This window comes from Bacillus sp. ISL-41, assembly GCF_018613235.1.
In the GTDB taxonomy this organism is placed as follows: Bacteria; Bacillota; Bacilli; order Bacillales; family Cytobacillaceae; genus Mesobacillus.
The window spans coordinates 1-18,699 of sequence record NZ_JAGGQP010000046.1; the positions used below are offsets into that span (position 1 = coordinate 1).

The 18,699-nt window shown below is 46.3% G+C and carries 16 protein-coding genes; 7 read left to right on the forward strand and 9 right to left on the reverse strand.

Annotation, left to right across the window (positions count from 1 at the left end; translation table 11 throughout):
• Positions 1 to 177 precede the first annotated feature (177 nt).
• Positions 178 to 372, reverse strand: coding sequence for a hypothetical protein (locus tag J7I80_RS21155; protein ID WP_214741126.1), 195 nt, complete (start codon positions 370 to 372; stop codon positions 178 to 180).
• Between the two features lie 125 nt (positions 373 to 497).
• On the opposite strand from J7I80_RS21155, the gene J7I80_RS21160 reads away from it, so the two are divergent.
• Positions 498 to 914: a VOC family protein gene (locus J7I80_RS21160; RefSeq protein ID WP_214741179.1), complete on the forward strand. Its 417-nt coding sequence runs from the start codon at positions 498 to 500 to the stop codon at positions 912 to 914.
• Positions 915 to 1,059: 145 nt separating this feature from the next.
• Here the strand turns inward: J7I80_RS21160 and J7I80_RS21165 are convergent, their stop codons facing one another.
• From J7I80_RS21165 to J7I80_RS21190, 6 genes are all read right to left on the reverse strand, one after another.
• Positions 1,060 to 3,231: a beta-propeller domain-containing protein gene (locus tag J7I80_RS21165; protein ID WP_214741128.1), complete on the reverse strand. Its 2,172-nt coding sequence runs from the start codon at positions 3,229 to 3,231 to the stop codon at positions 1,060 to 1,062.
• A gap of 189 nt (positions 3,232 to 3,420) precedes the next feature.
• Positions 3,421 to 5,601 carry a bifunctional diguanylate cyclase/phosphodiesterase gene (locus J7I80_RS21170; RefSeq protein WP_214741130.1) on the reverse strand — a complete coding sequence of 727 codons (2,181 nt, stop codon included), beginning with the start codon at positions 5,599 to 5,601 and terminating at the stop codon, positions 3,421 to 3,423.
• Between the two features lie 122 nt (positions 5,602 to 5,723).
• Complete coding sequence (locus J7I80_RS21175; RefSeq protein WP_214741132.1) at positions 5,724 to 6,710, reverse strand: carbohydrate kinase family protein; 987 nt, start codon at positions 6,708 to 6,710, stop codon at positions 5,724 to 5,726.
• Positions 6,711 to 6,721: 11 nt separating this feature from the next.
• Positions 6,722 to 8,212 carry a glycoside hydrolase family 32 protein gene (locus J7I80_RS21180; RefSeq protein WP_214741134.1) on the reverse strand — a complete coding sequence of 497 codons (1,491 nt, stop codon included), beginning with the start codon at positions 8,210 to 8,212 and terminating at the stop codon, positions 6,722 to 6,724.
• A 152-nt stretch (positions 8,213 to 8,364) separates the two neighbouring features.
• Positions 8,365 to 9,801 carry a PTS transporter subunit EIIC gene (locus J7I80_RS21185; RefSeq protein WP_214741136.1) on the reverse strand — a complete coding sequence of 479 codons (1,437 nt, stop codon included), beginning with the start codon at positions 9,799 to 9,801 and terminating at the stop codon, positions 8,365 to 8,367.
• A 162-nt stretch (positions 9,802 to 9,963) separates the two neighbouring features.
• The gene (locus J7I80_RS21190) at positions 9,964 to 10,953 is read right to left on the reverse strand and encodes a LacI family DNA-binding transcriptional regulator (RefSeq protein ID WP_214741138.1); all 990 of its coding nucleotides are present in this window, start codon (positions 10,951 to 10,953) and stop codon (positions 9,964 to 9,966) included.
• Between the two features lie 214 nt (positions 10,954 to 11,167).
• On the opposite strand from J7I80_RS21190, the gene J7I80_RS21195 reads away from it, so the two are divergent.
• Genes J7I80_RS21195 through J7I80_RS21205 form a run of 3 tightly spaced genes read left to right on the forward strand, consistent with a single transcriptional unit; the run spans position 11,168 to position 12,565 of the window.
• A complete protein-coding gene (locus J7I80_RS21195) occupies positions 11,168 to 11,371 on the forward strand; it encodes a helix-turn-helix transcriptional regulator (protein ID WP_214741140.1) in 204 nt (67 codons plus the stop codon).
• Between the two features lie 2 nt (positions 11,372 to 11,373).
• Complete coding sequence (locus J7I80_RS21200; protein WP_214741142.1) at positions 11,374 to 11,799, forward strand: hypothetical protein; 426 nt, start codon at positions 11,374 to 11,376, stop codon at positions 11,797 to 11,799.
• Positions 11,800 to 11,815: 16 nt separating this feature from the next.
• Positions 11,816 to 12,565: a hypothetical protein gene (locus J7I80_RS21205; RefSeq protein WP_214741143.1), complete on the forward strand. Its 750-nt coding sequence runs from the start codon at positions 11,816 to 11,818 to the stop codon at positions 12,563 to 12,565.
• Between the two features lie 37 nt (positions 12,566 to 12,602).
• On the opposite strand, the gene J7I80_RS21210 is transcribed toward J7I80_RS21205, so the two are convergent.
• Positions 12,603 to 13,004, reverse strand: a complete 402-nt coding sequence (locus tag J7I80_RS21210; RefSeq protein ID WP_214741145.1) for a hypothetical protein — start codon at positions 13,002 to 13,004, stop codon at positions 12,603 to 12,605.
• Between the two features lie 464 nt (positions 13,005 to 13,468).
• Here J7I80_RS21210 and J7I80_RS21215 point away from each other — a divergent pair, with 464 nt between their 5' ends.
• Positions 13,469 to 15,208, forward strand: a complete 1,740-nt coding sequence (locus J7I80_RS21215; RefSeq protein WP_214741147.1) for an ABC transporter ATP-binding protein — start codon at positions 13,469 to 13,471, stop codon at positions 15,206 to 15,208.
• Positions 15,209 to 15,299: 91 nt separating this feature from the next.
• Here J7I80_RS21215 and J7I80_RS21220 read toward each other — a convergent pair whose 3' ends face one another.
• Positions 15,300 to 16,535 (reverse strand): helix-turn-helix domain-containing protein, encoded by a 1,236-nt coding sequence (locus J7I80_RS21220; RefSeq protein ID WP_214741149.1) that lies wholly within the window; start codon positions 16,533 to 16,535, stop codon positions 15,300 to 15,302.
• A 199-nt stretch (positions 16,536 to 16,734) separates the two neighbouring features.
• On the opposite strand from J7I80_RS21220, the gene J7I80_RS21225 reads away from it, so the two are divergent.
• Both J7I80_RS21225 and J7I80_RS21230 read left to right on the forward strand, forming a co-directional pair.
• Complete coding sequence (locus J7I80_RS21225; RefSeq protein ID WP_214741151.1) at positions 16,735 to 17,097, forward strand: hypothetical protein; 363 nt, start codon at positions 16,735 to 16,737, stop codon at positions 17,095 to 17,097.
• The gene (locus J7I80_RS21230) at positions 17,097 to 18,662 is read left to right on the forward strand and encodes a sodium/solute symporter (protein WP_251027905.1); all 1,566 of its coding nucleotides are present in this window, start codon (positions 17,097 to 17,099) and stop codon (positions 18,660 to 18,662) included. The genes J7I80_RS21225 and J7I80_RS21230 overlap by 1 nt, the downstream gene beginning before the upstream one ends.
• The last annotated feature ends 37 nt before the right edge of the window (positions 18,663 to 18,699 follow it).

Below are 18,699 nucleotides of genomic sequence, written 5' to 3' on the forward strand. Positions count from 1 at the left end.
TTCTTGTGACCGTGCTCTTGGGATTTCCTCTTTCACGGGCACAAGTTCACCCTTCTTGTGACCGTGCTCTCACGATTTCCTCTTTCAACGGGCACAAACTGATTTGTTCGTGTAATAAGAAAGGTCAGCCCAATTACACTTTGGGCTGACCTTTTTACTGCGTGAGCCGAAGCCCACTTACACAAACCACCTAATATAAATCCCCACCGCCAGAAAGGATAGAACAATCACAACAATATAAATCAATGACAGATTCGTAGTATTTTTTTTCGTTGATTTGCTGTACTCTTCGTCTCCCTTGCCGGACAGTAATAATGTTGCCAGCAGTGCTCCAATGATGATGATGATTACCAAAATTAGCCCCAGAGTCATCCAAACACCTCTTATATGAAATCCTTAATAATTCCCATTATAGCAGACTCCAAACTAAAGTATGCCACAGGTGTTGTTCCCATAATATATAATAAAACTAAAAATATTGAATCGGGGTGCTGAATCTGAAGAAGCCTTGGTCTGAAAAACTACCTGCTGTCCAGTTCCGGATCGCGCGGCCAACGGATCAGTTGGGAAAGGTCGTTGAATTTTACCGTGATGGTGTGGGGCTTGAAGTGGTTGGCGGCTTTGAAAAGCATGATGGCTATGATGGCGTGATGCTTGGTCTGCCTGATTTGAGCTATCACCTTGAATTCACCCAGCATGAAAATGGCAGTCCCTGCCCTGCGCCGACTGGAGACAATCTATTAGTCTTCTATATCCCGAATAAGGAAGCACGGGACGCAATCGCCGAGCGCCTCCATGACATGGGGTATCCGGAGGTCGAGCCGGAAAATCCATATTGGAAAAGGGCCGGCCTAACGATTGCCGATCCGGATGGCTGGCGAATTGTGCTGCAGAATACGGAGGGGCTGGGCTAAATTGCTTCCGGAAATAGTTCCTCATAAAAATAGTGGAGTCTGGCTGCACCTGACGGCCTGACTCCACTTTTATTTTGAACGTGCATTTTGAAGCTGTAATGACCCCCAACGGGTTTTCCTTGCCATCAGCGGAAGCCCACCACTTCTAAAATTCCAGCTCCGCAACCTTCTGATAACTGTCCATTTTATGGCTCGTTATTTTTTCCGCCGACAGGGCGTACAAGGTGTCTCCGATGTAAAGCAGGCGCTGGATTTGGCGCTCCCATTCTTCGTAATACGGCATGTCGCCGTTAATATGGGTTATTTTTGATTTCAAATGAATTCCGGTCGACGGATCAATGTCATAAATATAAGCCCCCTGGTATTCAAAGATTTGTTCGTATTCGTTCTTCTCGCTGTTCCGGTAAACCGTTATTGGGAAAGCAAAAATATCTTTGTCTTTATTGAACAGCAAGGCTTTATGGTCATGATTCAACGGAGAGTAAGTGCCCCGTCCCCCAATGACTTCAGTGAATTTCTCTTTCGGGTTGGACATATCACTGACATCGAACAGGGAAATCTTGACTCCGTCTGTCAGGATTCGCGGCTGCGACGCTCCTTTTTCAGCGACAATTTTTGTATCCTGGCCAAAGCCGATAATATGGTTTTCATCATAAGGATGCAGGTAATTGCTGAAACCTGGAATTTTCAGCTCGCCAAGCACTTTCGGGTTGGCCGGGTCGCTTGCATCAAACACAAACAGCGGGTCTGTTTCTTTAAAAGTAACCATATAAATCCGGTCACCCATGAACCTTGCGGAATAGATTCTCTCACCGCGGGCCAGCTCCTCAATCTTCCCGGTTTCCTTCAAGTTTTTATCCAGTATATATAAATGGTTGGAAGACGGCCGCTTCTCGTCCCAGGCATAGCCCTTCGTCGTCACCACCCGGAAATAGCCGTTGTGCTCATCCATCGAGAACTGATTCAGCACAGTTCCCGGCACGGTTGCGGAGCTGTGGTATTGGACATCCAACCCGCTGATCGCGAATTTATGGACATCGGTGTCCGGTGCAATCACACCGCGATCTTTCAAATCCATATCCTCGTAATTCGCCACTGCAAGATAGAGGTTCTCCTTTGACATATAAAGCTGGTTGCCGCTGCCCAGATAGGTCGTCATGGAGATTTCCTTTTTCGGCTGGTCCAGGTCAAGCGCGGCAATCACTGTATAGTTCGGCTGGCGGGATTCTGGGAAATAGTGAATATCGTCATATCCGACTGTTTTTTCTTTTGCACCGTCTGCTGTATCGGTGAACTTCGGCCTGATATCCATTTTCCTGCTCTCCTTCAGCAGCCAATAGTCGGGATAATGCTGTGTAATTAAGTAAACAAGATTCTCTACCTTCCTTGCCGAAACATAGTGACCCTCCACTTTGACTTCACGAACCTGCTTCGGTTCGGCAGGATTTTTAACGTTATAGACAATGATGGTCGTCGACTGCATCATCGGAGCAACCAGCGAATCCTTGGCAGCTTCTTCATAGGTCCTGTAATTCTCATTGTACTGATGGCCAATGACCACAAGTCGGTCTTCTTCCAGGAACAGCTGGCTGGGTGAAAAATTCCTCTCAAAACGAATAGTCGACAAAACCTTCATCTGTGCGCCGGGTACAGCCTGAATGATCCGCACCTTATCATGCTCAGCCTGAAAAATGCTTTTTCCATCTGTCTTGACGATATCCGCTTCGTCAACGCCCTGGACCTGGACATTTGTTTCGGAAACATCCCCGCCGCCTCCGGATTTATCGGCTGACGCTGACTCCTCCGCCGAGTCGTTCATGGAGAATGATTCCTTCAACCCGCCAAGCCAGCCTCGGGCCTTTTTCTCTTCCTTCATGATTTCTTCAAAATAGCTCGCCAGATTCTCCTGAGTTCCCACCGTCGGAAGTGTTTCTTTTACAAAGAACTTCCACGTGTGCTCGGAGTCCAACTCCCTGCCGAGCGCAGATTTAATTCCTTTTTTAAAATGAACCGTATACTCCTTCGCTTTGAGGTCATAACCGTTTTCCGGAGGAAGGATGAAAATGGTTTTGCGGTCGTCACCCAGCTCCAGCTTCGTTTCGAGCTTTTCTCCTTTGTCATTCGTCACATAAATCAAATCAGGATCAAGACTTTCTTCAGAAATCTTCTCCGAAAACTGCAGCTGCCACACCTTGTTCGGCAGGACCCTCTGCTCCTCTTCCCACGCATTGACCACTTTGAACTGGGAAAAAGAATAAAACGCCACTGCTGCGATTGATATGAGCAACATACTGCCATATATCCACCATTTTTTCATCTTTTTCAGCCCCTTTGAAAAATTAGACGGAAAATGGTTCCAGGTGTTTCACTATTTATCGTGAAAATGAAAAGGCTCCGCCGTTTTATGAAGGAATAAAAATGAGAGGCTCACCCATATATGAAGGAATCTAACATCAATAGGCTCACTCGTATCACGAAAGAATAAACATAAATAGGCCCCTCCGTATCACGAAGGAACCTTGATTTTGCTAAACTCTTCTCCCGGAACAGGTTTGCTGAAATGATACCCCTGTGCTTCGTTGCAGTGATGCTGCTTCAGTAAGCCCAGCTGCCTCTCTGTTTCAACGCCTTCTGCAATGACAGATAACCCGAGGTTATGCGCCATCAGAATAATGGTCGTGGCGATGTTTTCGTCGCTTTTATTATCAGCGATGTCCTCCACAAAGCAACGGTCAATTTTCAAATGATCAATCGGGAATCTTTTCAGGTAGCTTAATGAGCTGTAGCCTGTACCGAAATCATCGATTGAAATATTCACGCCGAGCTTCTTCAGTTCCTGCAGAATGACGCTTGCTATATCCACGTCCATCGTCATGCTTTCGGTGATCTCGATGGTCAGGAACCGCGGCTCGACTCCGGTCAGTTCAAGTGTTTCCTTAACCATCGTGATTAAATTAGGCTGGTAAAATTGGCGGATCGATAAATTCACCGATACCGTCAATCCTTCCAATCCGTCCGCGTGCCATTGCTTGAGCTGCAGCAGGGCGGTTTTCAGCACCCATTCCCCAATCGGAATGATCAGCCCGGTTTCTTCGGCAATCGGGATAAACTGATCCGGTGATACAAAACCAATCCTGTCATTCTGCCAGCGGATCAGCGCTTCCGCTCCTTTGATTTCATTTTTGCTTAGGTTCACAATCGGCTGGTAATGAAGCACGAATTCGTCCCGCTCGAGTGCTTTGCGGAGCTCGTTCTCAATCTGGAGTTTTTCGAGTGCCTTTCGATCCAGCATCACATCATAAACCTGGTAGTTGTTCCGTCCCTGCTTTTTTGCTTGATACATCGCGACATCCGCCTTGCTCAGCAATATGTCAACCTTCTCACCATCATCAGGATAAAAGCTCATGCCTATGCTCGTTGTGATGAAAATATCCGTTCCATCGATGACAAAAGGCTCTTCTAATGTCTTCAAGATATTGCGGGCCACGGCTTCTGCTTTCTCTTTCGTCGTATGCTCTAGTAAAATCGTAAACTCGTCACCGCCCTGCCTTGAAAAAAACACTCCGTCTCCCAGGCTTTTTCTCAGCTTGTCAGACACATAAACCAGCAAGGTGTCGCCAATTGAATGACCTAGTGAATCGTTGACATACTTGAACCGGTCCAGGTCGAGAAACATGAGGCACAGTTTTTCTCCTTCAGCCACTTTTGTCTCAGTAAAAGCCGTGTCAACCCGCTCATCAAACAGCCGCCGGTTGGCCAGTCCTGTCAGCGCATCATGATATGCCATGAAATTGATTTTTTCTTTTGCCCGATAATGCTGGATCACCAGGCTTGCGAGATCGGTTGCCTGCTGGATGATTTTCCTGTCCTTTTCACGCGGAGACCTTGTATGGCAATAATAAAGGCCAAACGTACCAATCACCCGATGATCATCATCAAAAACCGGTGATGACCAGCAGGCTTTTAAATCATAGGATAATGCCAGGCTGCGGTATTCCTCCCATAATGGATCGGTCGCAATATCTGTTGCCACCACGGATTTCCGCAAAAATGCCGCCGTGCCGCAGGAGCCAGCCGTGGGACCAATCGGCATCCCATGAACTGCCTCATTATAAACAGGGGGCAAATTTGGCGAGGAACCATGTAATAGCCTCTTTCCCTCTTGGTCAGAAATCAGAATGGAACACTGCGCCCCGTCTGTAAAACTCTCGATAAAAAGAACTACCTCATCGAGAACCTCTTGATAGGAGGCTCCCTTCGCCATCATCTTAAGGATCGTGTTCTGGCCGCTCAATAAAGCCTCGAGCTCTTTTTTTTCAGTGAAATCCTGTGCGCAACCGACAATGCCCAGAATCTCCTTGCCAACTGTAATCGGAACAGCCGTGATCAGCAGTTCAATCCGTTCATCTGTACCCTTTTTGAAAATGGCCGTTTCAAATTTTATTCGGCCTCCAGATGTGACATGCTTAAATTGCTGGATTGTCTCGTCCACGAACTCATCATGAATCATCGTGATGAAGTTCATTTCCAGGGCCTCTTCCTCCGAATAACCTGTTATCGCCGCAGCCTCGTCATTGAATGCGATGAAATCCCCTTGCACATCAAGGGCGAAACACCCATCATGATTGAAATTAAATAACGACTTATAGACATCAAAAAGAGATCTGCTATTTAAATCTGGCTGCATTATAATCACCCGTCCCTTTAAATTTTCAGTATATACATGTCATATCGGCACTCCCTGTCTATGGTTAAAGAGGTATATTTTTACAATACCGGTGAGTGACGATAGACAAGAAGAAAAGGCCCTTAATCCAGGGCCTTTGATTGGTTATTTATAAGACTGTATATCTCATTCTTTTCAGGGAGAGCTGAAATTGCTCCTTTACCGGCAGCGGTCAGTGCCCCGCTTGCATTGGCAAATTGGAGAATGTCCGACTGTTTCTCAGCCAGCACTTCCACAAGATTATCAGGAGTCACACCCGCCTCCAGGAGTTTAAATAAGAACCCGCCGATAAAGGCATCGCCCGCTCCTGTTGTATCCTGGACTTCCACCTTATAGCCAGATGAAATCCAGTTCGCACCCTTCACATAAAGGTCAGCGCCATCAGCGCCCTTTGTATAAACTACAGCCTGGACATCTCCTGTAAAAAGGGATTGAATCGCTTCATCAACATTGCTGATACCTGTGATGAATTCCAGTTCCTCATCTGAAATTTTCACGATATCTGCAAGTGGCAAAAATTCAAGTACAGCAGCGCGGCAATCTTCTGCTTTTTCCCAAAGCGGCAGGCGTACATTTGGGTCAAAGCTGACCAGCCCTCCTGCTTCTTTCATGAACAGAATAGCCTTTTTATGCGCAAGCTTCATTGGACTTTCAACTAGGTCCACTGAGCAAAAATGAAGCATATCTCCCTTGCCAAACCAATCTGCTTTCACTTCTTCTTCAGCAAAAAGCAAATCCGCGGATGGCTTGCGGTAAAAAGAGAAGTCGCGTTCACCGTTTTCTTTCAGCGAAACAAATGCAAGACCAGTATTAGCCTCTTTTGTGCGCAGAATTTTGTCTGTTTCTACTCCGGCTTTCTCCAGCTGCTCAATCAAGAAATCACCAAAAGCGTCTTCACCAAGCTTGGTAATCATCGAAGCACCATGTCCATACTTTGCGACAGCCGCCGCAACATTGGCAGGCGCGCCGCCCGGAGCCCGTTCGAATGACACAACATCCTTCAGCGCAGCACCCTTTTGCTGGGGGATAAAATCGATCAATACTTCACCAATTGAATACAGCTTCATCATTCTCCACACCCCTACAACGAAATTCCCTGTTCAAGCTCATGCTTTTCATATTTGCAGTGCAGTTTTCCATCAGCGAAAATCTTGATATCCTTTGATTCTTCCTTAGGGAAAACACGCGCTGTGAATACAACCTCGCCATCGTTAATGAAAACTTCGGCGATACTGCGGTCTGCAAAAACCTGGACCTTCACTTTGTCATCTATTTTCAATTCTGAACTTCTTACAAAACCATACTCGCCGCCAAAAGCAGCGTCAAATTTTTCACGGTTCAAAGAGACAGTCTGCCCGTTCCGGTCAAACTCCAGCACAAGTCCTTCAGTTTCAGACGCAAACAGCTCAAGACCAAACCGGACAGCGCCGATATCGGTAAAATCAAGCTCCAGTTCATATTGATCTGCAGATCCGATTTCAGTTCTGCCAGCATTCTCCAAAATGACTTCACCAGATTTTGTACTTTTCCTTAGCTGCTTCAGTTCCTCGGCAGACTTCTGTACAAGTTTACCATTCACAAGATCCAGCTCACGTGGAATGGATAGGCAATGTGCCCATTTTTCCTCATCAGAAGGATAATCCATCTCACCCATTCCAGCCCAGGCGAACAGCAGACGCTCGTCGTTTTTACCAGCAAAGGTCTGCGGTGCGTAAAAATCGAAGCCCTTCTCCAGTTCCTGATAATGATCCACTTCAAACGTCAGACTTTCCAGATCCAGCTTGCCTAACACGTAAATTACGTTATAAATATTATGATAGTCATGGCCATCCGGCTTTAACCCCTGTGGCGAAACAACAATGACATCCTTGCCATTCAGCTCGAAAAAGTCCGGGCATTCCAGCATATACACATCGTCAGGAAACTCAATCTTCAAATCCAATTCGCCTTTGAAAGTCCAGTCAATCGCATTGTCAGACTCATACACAATGATCGCGCCAGTCAAATCCGTGCGCTGGGCACCAAGCAGCATATAATAGCGGCCATCCCGCTCAAAAACCTTCGGATCGCGGACGTGCCCGGTATAGCCTTCAGGAACTCCTTCGATCAATGGGTTGTTCTCATACTTCGTGATATTGCCTTGCTTGTCCATGATCGCCAGGTTCTGGTTCGCAGACCTTTCAACAGGACCGTACTTGATATTGCCAGTGTAATACATATACAGCTTTCCATCGACTTCAAGCGACGCTCCTGAATAAGCACCGTGTGATTCATAATCCTCGACCGGCACAAGCGCGACCGGCAGCCGCTCCCAATTCACAAGGTCCTTCGATTTCGCATGCGCCCAGTGCTTCATGCCGTGCATCGCATCAAAGGGATACCACTGGTAAAACACATGAAACTCTCCATTAAAATAAGCAAGCCCATTCGGATCATTGATCAGCCCGTACTGCGGGTGAATATGAAACGCCGGCTTCCAGGGAGAATCCGCTGATTTTCCCCTAAGCTGCTCCAGCTCATTTTCCTTTGCATCAAAAATTGTTCTATATTTCGGTTCCGAATATCTTGTCATGTTGTTGTGCTCCTTCCCTAAGAAAAGCGAGAACGCCTTGGTCAGCCCCGGCAAGCGGAGGAGCTAGACACTAATCTTAGTAAATAAGTTCACTTTCTTATAAGTAAAATAGCGATGAGAGGAATTCCTTCCTCTCATCAGGGTTATATTTTTTAGTCTAAATTCGGCTTTTTAACTTTCAAGTAAGCAATGGTAAGGATCGCGCCGACTGAAAGCGCCAATAGGTTGGCGATTACATAGTTGACGTGGCCGCCGCCCTGTGCCGCGACAATCGCAAAGCCCGGAACAGCTGTCGCACCGAAACCAAGGGCCTTGATTCCTGTGATATAGACGTATGCACCGCCAAGAGCGCCGCCAATCATACCCATGATCAACGGGAATTTGTATTTAACGTTAACTCCGAACAGCGCTGGCTCAGAGATTCCAAATAGAGTAGAAGCGAATGCTGATACACCAATCTGCCTTGCTTTTTCGTTTTTCCATAAAGCCAGGGTATATCCAAGCACAGAACCGCCCTGACCCATAAGGGCAACAGACATTAGCGGCATGATGAAGTTGAATCCTGTGTCAGCAATCAGCTGCGCTTCGACCGCACCGATTACGTGGTGAAGACCAGTGATGACGATGACCTGCTGGATGCCTGCGAACAGCATGAAACCAACGATGCCAAGGTTATCAACAGACCACATCAGTCCTGATGTAATGGCATCCGCGAGCAAACGTCCCAATGGACCGACTGCCGTGAACAATAGGAACCCGGCAACGACGATTGTTAAAAATGGTGCAAGGAAGAGCTTGATGATGTCAGGAACTTTCCTGCTGAAAAACTGGTCAAGCTTCGCAACGACCAGACCCATCATCAAGGCGATGATGATTCCGCCCTGGAACGCAACAAGTGAAACCTTCAGACCGAAGATGCTGATGACTTCTGGTTCAACCGTACCGTTTCCAACGAGGTAGGCATTCGCCAGATCTGGGTGAAGCATGATCGCCCCTAGGACCAGACCAAGTACCGGGTTGCCGCCAAAGCGTTTCGTAGCCGAATATACAACCAGCAATGGCAAAATCGTAAAGATTCCAGTAGACATGATGGCGATGAATCGGTTAAAGCCGGCAATTGCTGGATACATTTCCACAACAGATTGCTCACCGAATATTCCCTGCTGGCTCAACAGGCCGGTCACACCCATTAAGAGTGCTGCAGCCAAAAGGCCAGGAATGATTTCGACGAATACGTCAGATAAAGCTTTGATTCCTCTTTGGAAAGCGTTCTGCTTCTGTGCAGATTGCTCCTTCACATCACCCAGCGACATTTCCTTGATTCCCGCTTCTTCGGTAAAGACAGCGTATACATCATTGACCGTACCTGCTCCGATGATGATTTGCAGCTGGTCGCCGGCAACGAACGATCCTTTTACATGATCAAGATTGCCAATCGCTTTTGTATCAGCAAGTGAATTATCTTTTAAAACAAGTCGCAGTCTTGTTGCACAGTGCGCCGCTCCCTGAAGGTTTTCTTTTCCGCCTATTAATCGAAGTATTTCTTGGACGGTAGGCAGGTATTTGGACTTTAAATTTGAATTAGCCATGATTCTAATTCCTCCCCTTTTCGCTTGGGAACCGGTTCCAATTAAGAGTAAAAAAATAAGTACGATATTCCCACCAGTCTTTCTTCCTTTGGTGGGAACCGGTTCCACAAATTCATAATAAAACAGGATTGCATTTTCCGCAACCCTTTTTTGAAAACGTTATCAGCTTTTCACGTTTTTGACACTTTCCCCTTCGATAAAAGAATAGCCCGAAACCTGCAATTGAGGTACTTCTTCGCCATTTGTCATTTTAATTATGGTATTTGCTGCCAGCTTTCCGGTCTTCGTATTATTGTAGCGGATGGTTGTCAGTGCCGGGTGAATGACTTCAGAAATATTGTAGCCGCCAAATCCAGATAACGAAATGTCTTCAGGAACTTTTTTACCGAGTCTTGATAAAGTTTTCAGCGCGCCAAATGCGATCGTGTCGGTAGCACCAATAATAGCCGTCGGCTGAAAATGGCCCAGCATTTCCTCCGTAACCCTGGAGGCATCCTGGAAATCAAACTCTGAGCGGTACACCTTCACCTCTTGTACTCTGCCCTTTGCCAACCCATCAAGAATTCCCTGCTTTCGCTTCTGGCCAACCGCAATATCACTCTCCGTCACACCAAGGTAAGCAACAGCCTGATGCCCTTTTCCGGCAATATACTGGCCCATTTCAAATCCGGCATGATAATCATCATTGATGATACAGTTAAACTGATCCACTTCCTGGGCCACAATCAAAACAGGAATCTGGATTGTTTTAATGGTTTCAATATGCTGTTCAGTCATCCCAGTCGCAATCAAAATGATCCCGTCCACCTTCTGGCGCGACAGGCTGACAAGGCTTTCGATTTCCCTGTCGATATGCTTGCTCGTGCTGATGATCAGCGTTGTATAATCCTGCTTCCGAAGCTCCTCATCAATTGCCATCAGCACAGTTGACGTGACATATGAATCAAGGGTTGGCGCAATCACCCCGATAAAGTTCGTCTTTTTCGCCTTCAGACTCTGGGCAAAAGAATTCGGTTCATAATTGGTTTCCTCAATCACCTTACGAATCCTGGCCTTCGTCTTTTCGCTGACATTCCCGCCGTTCAAATACCTCGATACCGTACTCTTCGCCACGCCAGCCAGCCTGGCAATATCGTTAATCGTCGTGTTCATCCCGTTCACCTGATTCCTCGCAAATCTTGTTGACCTCATTATATAGCATCAGTGCGATTGTTAAAAGGCAGATCCTAATCCAGCCAAACACTTGCCCTCAGCTACTTTTAAATAATGCTATTAAAATTAAAATGTAAATAATCATTTACAAAATGCAAAGGATATATTACATTTTAAGTTTAAAACAAATATTTCCAAAGGAGTAAACTTGTAAATGCTGAAAAACTCTGTTCGTGAATACCGGGCGAAATTTCGTTTTTCACAGCAAGACTTGGCGGACAAGATCGGCGTGACGAGGCAGACCATCGGACTAATTGAAAAAGGCGACTACGCCCCATCCGTCACCCTTGCATTGAAGATCGCTGCTGCTTTCCAGGTACCTGTGGAAGAAGTGTTTCGCTTAGAAGGAGAGAATTGACCGTGTTAAAAAGAACCTTTCAATCACCGTTATTCAACATTGTCCTGATATTGGGGCTTGGAATCATCATGATTGGCAATTATTATAGCGAGCATGTCCCGGCCTGGCTTACTATTGATCCGATGGTGCTGGGAATTCCCATTCTGATCATGATCGCGATTATCCCGCTCTATAATAAACGCAACCCCGATGATCCGATAAAGCCACGCATCATTCCGATGGAAATGCGTGAAGAGGACGAAGGCATGCAGTGGCTGACTTTTAAGGCAACGAGAAAGGTTTACATCTTTTTTGCTTTATCCATTCCAGTCGCGATTGCCCTGACCGCTTATTTCAACCACATTCCGTATTTGCCGATCATTCTATTCATCGTGCTGGGAATTGCGCAATACTTTATTTATTGGTTCCAAATGAAGCGATACTCGTAAAAGGGGAGGGATTTTTATGGAGACGCGCCTGATTGTGACGGCCATCATTCTTGTAGTGCTTCTGGAAGGCTTTCTGGTGCATATGTTTCTTTTATACCGCAAAGGAAAAATCACTGAGAACCCGTTGCTGCTGATCTACAAAAAAGAAATGAAAATCCTTTTTTACGCTTTTTTCAAATGGAAAATACCGACTCCTGCCCGAGATACTTTTTACTATCATAAAAAGTCGAACTACTTCTGGCTCTATCTCGCCCTCGTCCATGAACAGGTCATCGAGATGATTGTTTTCCATATATATTTAAAAAAGGAAGCCCCCGAAATCGCTCTGGTTATGCTGCTGCTTCATATTTACAGCGTCTTTTACATAATGGGAGATTATAATCTGTTGAGGAATGCGCCGATTAGAGTGAAGAAGGATCGGATCAACATTAAAATCGGCGTCAGAAGAGAATTGAATTTTTCCTTGAGCGATATTGAAAAAATCCAGCCAGCCAAATTGATATACAATAACAGCGGCGGAATCATCCATGAAAAAGGTGTATTCCATGCCACTGCCTTCCCCCGGGCACTCACCAGGATTTTCGGGATGAGCGACGAGGCAAAGTATGAAGTTATCTTTAAACAAACCATGATTGCGCGCGGCTATTTCGGCCAGGAAAAAGAAGTGCAAAAGGTGCTATTCTACATTGACCAGCCTGATGAATTCGCCGATTTAATCAAAGAAAAACTGGATCATATCAATGATGGTCGATTGGTTACAGTATAACCATGGCCACTTGAACTCTCTCAAGTGGCTTGTCATTTCAATATTTTACAAAAGTGGTAATACTTCGTTTCGAGGCAATCGTCTTTCTTGTGAGCTCTTCCTTCCATTCCTTCTCGTCAAGCTGGCACTCACCATATTCGTTTTTATAGGTCTTTTTCAATAGATTGATCGTCCGGGCTTCTTCAGGTAGATTAACAGACAAAGACCTGCCCCGCTTCCCTTCTTCATAAATATAAAACTCAACAACATCTCCAAATTCCATAAAGTCGTCCAGAAACGAAATAAATTCGGGATCCTCGCTTCCGTATTCATACACATATGGAAGAGAAAGCGGAAGTTCCTTCTTATAAGCCTCACCACTTATGAATGAATAATCCTGGCCCTTAACATGGAATTCCTCAATCGGCCTCATTGTTGCGATAAAATAATGGCACGTCACTGCTTTCATCCCCTTTTTTGTTAAAAATTCTTCAGGATTGACTCACTATTCATGAAATTTAATCCACATTTGCAGTAAAAACAATATATAAGTAAAGAATTAACCCGCGCTGACAAATTTTTATAGCGATAATCCTGATTTTATAGCGAAAAAACTTTTTTTATAGCGAAATTTTAATTTATATAGCGAAATTCACTTTTTTATAGCGAATTCCTAATTTTTATAGCGAACTGGAAATTTTGACCGTTTTTTTCCAGTTTAGATTACAGCATGGAGTTTTCCAACTCTATTTTTTATGAAGAATAGGTTCGTGGAAACCTTGGTGAACAAAGCGGCGGCACCATGCCGAAAAGTAACTGAAACATTTCCCTAATCCAATACGTATTAAATTCTGCATGCTTAACAATTGCCTTTGCATAGAGTACACTCAATGGTATTAATCCAAGACAGGGAGCTTTTACAAAATGGATAAACATAAACAGCAAACAAGCTTAAAGCCTTTCCTTTCACTGATTCTCTCGACCAATATTCCGAAGGCTGCTCTTTTCACCGGATTGGCTGCCAGTCTGATTACCACGCTGGCTGGTCTGGTGGTCCCTCTCCTGACGAAAAATCTGGTCGACGGTTTTTCTGTTGAGGCGATCAGCGTCCCGCTCGTGATTGCAATCGGTGCCGCCTTCATCATTCAGGCATTGATCAGCGGAATTTCCATCTACCTGCTCAGTTATGTCGGCCAAAAGGTCGTCGCGAGGCTGCGCGAACGGATGTGGACGAAGCTGATCCGCATGCCCGTCCGCTATTTTGACAAGCAGTCCAGCGGTGAAACGGTCAGTCGGATCGTCAATGATACGAGTATTGTCAAAGAGCTGATCACGAACCATTTTCCAAATTTCGCAACGGGGATCATCTCCATCATTGGTGCTGTCGTGATCTTGCTCGTGATGGACTGGAAAATGACCTTGCTGATGCTCATTTCCGTGCCGCTCACGCTGGCGATCATGATGCCCCTCGGCAGGAAAATGGCCAAGATTGCGCGCGGGCTGCAGGATGAGACAGCCATTTTCACCGGACATATCACACAGACTCTCGGCGAAATCCGCTTAATGAAAGCTTCTACCGCTGAAAAAATTGAAGAAGACAATGGGTATAACGGAATTGATAAGCTTTTCAACTTTGGTTTGAAGGAAGCGCGAATTTTCGCGTTGATCGGTCCAGTTATGCAGCTGATGGTCATGGTCGTCATCGTCATCATCATTGCGTACGGAGGCATGCGCGTTGTCAACGGAACAATGTCAACAGGTGCGCTTATCGCCTTCCTGCTTTATCTGTTCCAGATCATCATGCCTATCACTTCGTTTGCAATGTTCTTTACCCAGCTGCAAAAAGCGAAAGGGGCGACCGAACGGATCATCGAGATTCTCGACCAGCCACTTGAAGAAGGTCAGGAAGGCATCGAAACAGATATTAGCAACCTGCCGATCACCATCGATAATGTCAGCTTTGCCTACAGTGAGGAGGAGCCGGTCATTGAGGGAGTTTCACTGGACGCGCAGCCTGGACAGATGGTTGCTTTCGTCGGACCAAGCGGTGGCGGCAAGACGACTATGTTTGGCTTGATTGAACGCTTTTACGAACCGACTAAAGGAGAAATTCGGATTGGTGACACGCCGATTCGGGAATTATCGCTTAACTCATGGCGCAACCAGATCGGCTATGTGTCCCAGGAAAGCGCGATGATGGCCGGCACCATTCGTGAAAACCTGTATTATGGGCTGGAAAACGGAGACAAGATTCCGGATGAACGACTGTGGGAAGTCGCAAAAATGGCGTATGCAGACCAATTCATCGCTGACTTTCCAAAAGGACTTGATACCGAAGTTGGCGAACGCGGCGTCAAGCTTTCTGGCGGACAAAGGCAGCGAATTGCAATCGCCCGTGCCTTCCTGCGTGATCCGAAAATCCTAATGATGGACGAAGCAACCGCTAGCCTCGACAGCCAGTCAGAGGGCATCGTCCAGCAGGCACTGACCCGCCTGATGGAAGGCCGGACGACATTCGTCATCGCCCACAGACTCTCCACCATCGTCAATGCCGATAAAATTGTGTTTATCGAAAAAGGAAGAGTGACCGGCATCGGTACTCACCAGGAATTGATTCAAACGCATGATTTGTATAGAGAGTTTGCAGAGCAGCAGCTGGCATAGGCATCATTACACTTGCCAAGCCAACAAAAAGGAGGTCCGCCGTCATGGCTGGACCTCCTTTTCTAGTTTTCACTTATTGTCCTGATTCTCCTTAAACAAAAATAATCTCCTCAGTTGCCCTGTAGTCCCTTGGTGACAGACCAACGTACTTTTTGAATGTCCCGCTGAAGTAGTTAGGGGTGTTATACCCCAGTTCTTCGGCGATGGCTTCCACCGTGTGGTCCGTGTGGCGCAGCATCCAGACACCTCGCTGCATACGGACGAAGGTGACATATTCGACGAAGCTTCGTCCGGTTTCTTGTTTAAAGATACGGCTGAAGTATGGCACGCTCAGATTGATCTGGTCGGCAACCTGCTTGATGGATAAATCCTCCGTACAGTACTGGGATATGTACTCGGTACACTTTTGAATTTGCATATCTTTCGTGATTTGCTCAAAATAGCGGAGCTGCAGTCTTTCGTATGGCGAGGTCCGCCTTGCTTTGCACGCTTCTTTGTACGAATGTTGCAGCAGCAACGGCTCCCGATAAAGTGAGCCTACACCAATATAAAGCTGAATCCCGTATTCATTTTCCAAAGACTCGATTGTCTCAAGGATTCGCCCTTCCCCGTCTTTCCAATGCTTCAGTGACCCAAACTCCGACGGCACCTGGAGCAGCATCAGCAAATGTTTCCTGTAGGACAGGAAGGTGAGCTGATACCCTTCAAACTGTTTTTTTAAAAATTCCTGTATGACCATCGGCGCCTGCCAGCCTTCTTGCATTCGCTTAGCCGGGCAGCGGACAAACCCCTGAATAAAACAGACCACATTCGGAACAGCTTCCCCCGGCAAGAAAAAGCGGGATTGCAGAAGCTCCTCCTCTGTCTTCACATCCCCTGACAGCAATTTCCGTAAAAAAGCTTCCTTAAAAGGCAAGGCATTACTTCCGAGAGCCTGCTCTGAATGAAAATGATGAAATACTTCCTCGCTTTCTGCGAATCTGGTATTCTCACTTTCAATTTCGTCGACTGCTCGCTTTAAGGTACGTAAAAAGATCCGTTTTTTCACCGATTTCACCAGCAGGTATGTCAGCTTGAATTCGATTGCCAGCGGAGAGGTGTGTAAAAGTGACGGGTCCAGCAGCGGAATGACCCGGCATCCTTTATTCCGTTTGCGGAACCGGTGTATTTTTACCCAATCATGCCATTTGTTCACTTCAATGATTGCGATATGTATATCATTCTCTAAGTCTACGAGCTTACAATTATCGGGGCATTCTTCCAGAATCCACGCAGCCAGCTTCCCATACTCCCCTTCATCTTCCACTGCAAGCCAAATTGAATGCAACCATACCACCCCCTTGAAATATTCACATCAGTGAATAAAAATTTAAATTATATTAAATATTTGTATATTTCTGATAATTTATTGTAAGGTATTGGACAATTCTCTATCGTACAATCAATTTAATCATATCATGGCTTGCCTAAAGGAGGGAAATCTTGATAAAGGGATAAGCCAAAATATTAACTAGGGGGAATCATAATTGGCAGGGGAGTATCGGGAGTATAATTATGTAGCGGCTGATACAATTGACGTCAGCGAGCTTGAGCCGCTTGATCCGGAAACAAAGCAAACCATGAAAAGTGAATTCAGTACTGGCATTAAACTTACGCTCTTTTATTATGTTTTCATTCTTTCCATTCCTATTTTAAATTGGTATGCAGGAGAGTTCATGTTCTCCCGGATGTGGGGCGGCATGACCTACAGCTGGTTCTTCACAAGCATTGTCGCGATGGCGATGGCATTCGTCATAGCCCTCATCCATACGACTTTATATGAAAAGCGCCTGAAGCAAAGCCATTCAGATCAATCCACAGCTCCTGCTGATGGAAGGAGGATTGGCTGATGTCCACATTCCTGGAGCCAAAATTCCTGTTAACGTTGATCCTGATGGGAACCATTGTTTATATCACTTATCTTACTAAAAGAAGCGCAACTGCTTCCGACTACTTCGTCGGGGGACGCAGCTTCGGCTGGTTCACCAATGGATCGGCGATAGGCGGCGATTATTTGAGCGCTGCGACTTTCCTTGGGATTGCCGGCCTGACCTATCAGTTAGGCTATGATGGTGCTTATTATGCATTTTGCTTCTCGATCGGCTTGACACTATTGGCTATTTTCGTCGCTGGACCGCTTCGCAAGTTCGGTGCCTATACAGTCGCTGACTTTTTAGCCTACCGTTTCCACAGCCGGCGCGCCCGCCTTGCAGCCGTCGCTGTCGTACTAGCTATTTCCGGCTTTTATGCAGCCCCTCAGCTGCTGGGAGCTGCCCAGATTCTAAGCATGTTTTTTGGCACCAGCTATGAATTCGGAATCATTTTTACCTGCTCCGTTATGATTTTCTATGTAGGAATCGGCGGGATGAAGGGGACCACCCTTAACCAGGCGCTTGAATTATGGATTCGCCTTGGCGCGTTCCTCCTTATGGTCGGCGCAGCCATCTGGGGCGGACTTCATTATCAGGATATCCTGGCATCAATCAATGAGTTCAAAGGTACGATCACAGGTACAGCAAGCTTCACTTCTGATGGAAAAGATATCCCGTTTGACGGTTCCGTCTGGACAGGAACAGGCAATTATTTCCCTTCCTTCTGGCAGACGATTTCGATGACAATCGGACTTTCACTTGGTACGATCGGGCTTCCGCACATCCTGCTGCGCTTCTACACAAATCCAAGCGCAAAAGCTGCTCGCAGATCCGCCCTGATGGCAATTGGAATCGCGAGTGCGTTCTTCTTGTTCGCCGTTTACCTTGGAGTAGTCGGACGCTCGATCTTCCTGACTGGCAACGCTGATCCAGCGGTTATGAAAGATTTGATTGCCGGCGGAAATAACATGGTTGTTCCGTCAACAGCACAGGCCCTTGGCGGAGAATGGCTGCTTGGCCTTGTCATTGCTGGCGCATTCGCAGCCGTGTTCTCGAACCTTTCCGGGCTGTTCATCGCAAGCTCCGGTGCCCTGGCCCATGATTTATACGCAACCTTCTTCCGTAAAAACATTACTGAAAAAGAGCGCGTAATTGCTGGTAAAGCCTCCATCATCGTGCTCGGGGTTTTATACGGAATTCTTGGCCTGATGGTAAAAGAAGCCTCCATCGGTCACCTGGTCGCCCTCGCCTTCACCGTTGCGGCCAGTACGTTCACACCAATCTTTATCCTTGGAATCTGGTGGAGAGGAATGACGGAAAAAGGAGCCATTGCCGGCCTTGTTCTCGGCCTCGTCTCTTCCATGTACATGATTTTCTTTAAGACAACACTGCCAGAGTTCCTGCAGTTCAACGTACCTGGAATCATCACTGTGCCAATCGGATTCCTGTCCGTCTACATCGTTTCAAAGCTCGACCGCAAAGTACCATCAGATGTGAACGAATTTATGAAACAAGTTCACTCCAAAGAGTCGGAAGCAGCGTAAACGTTCTGATTTAGGTGTATATTCTATAAATGACAAT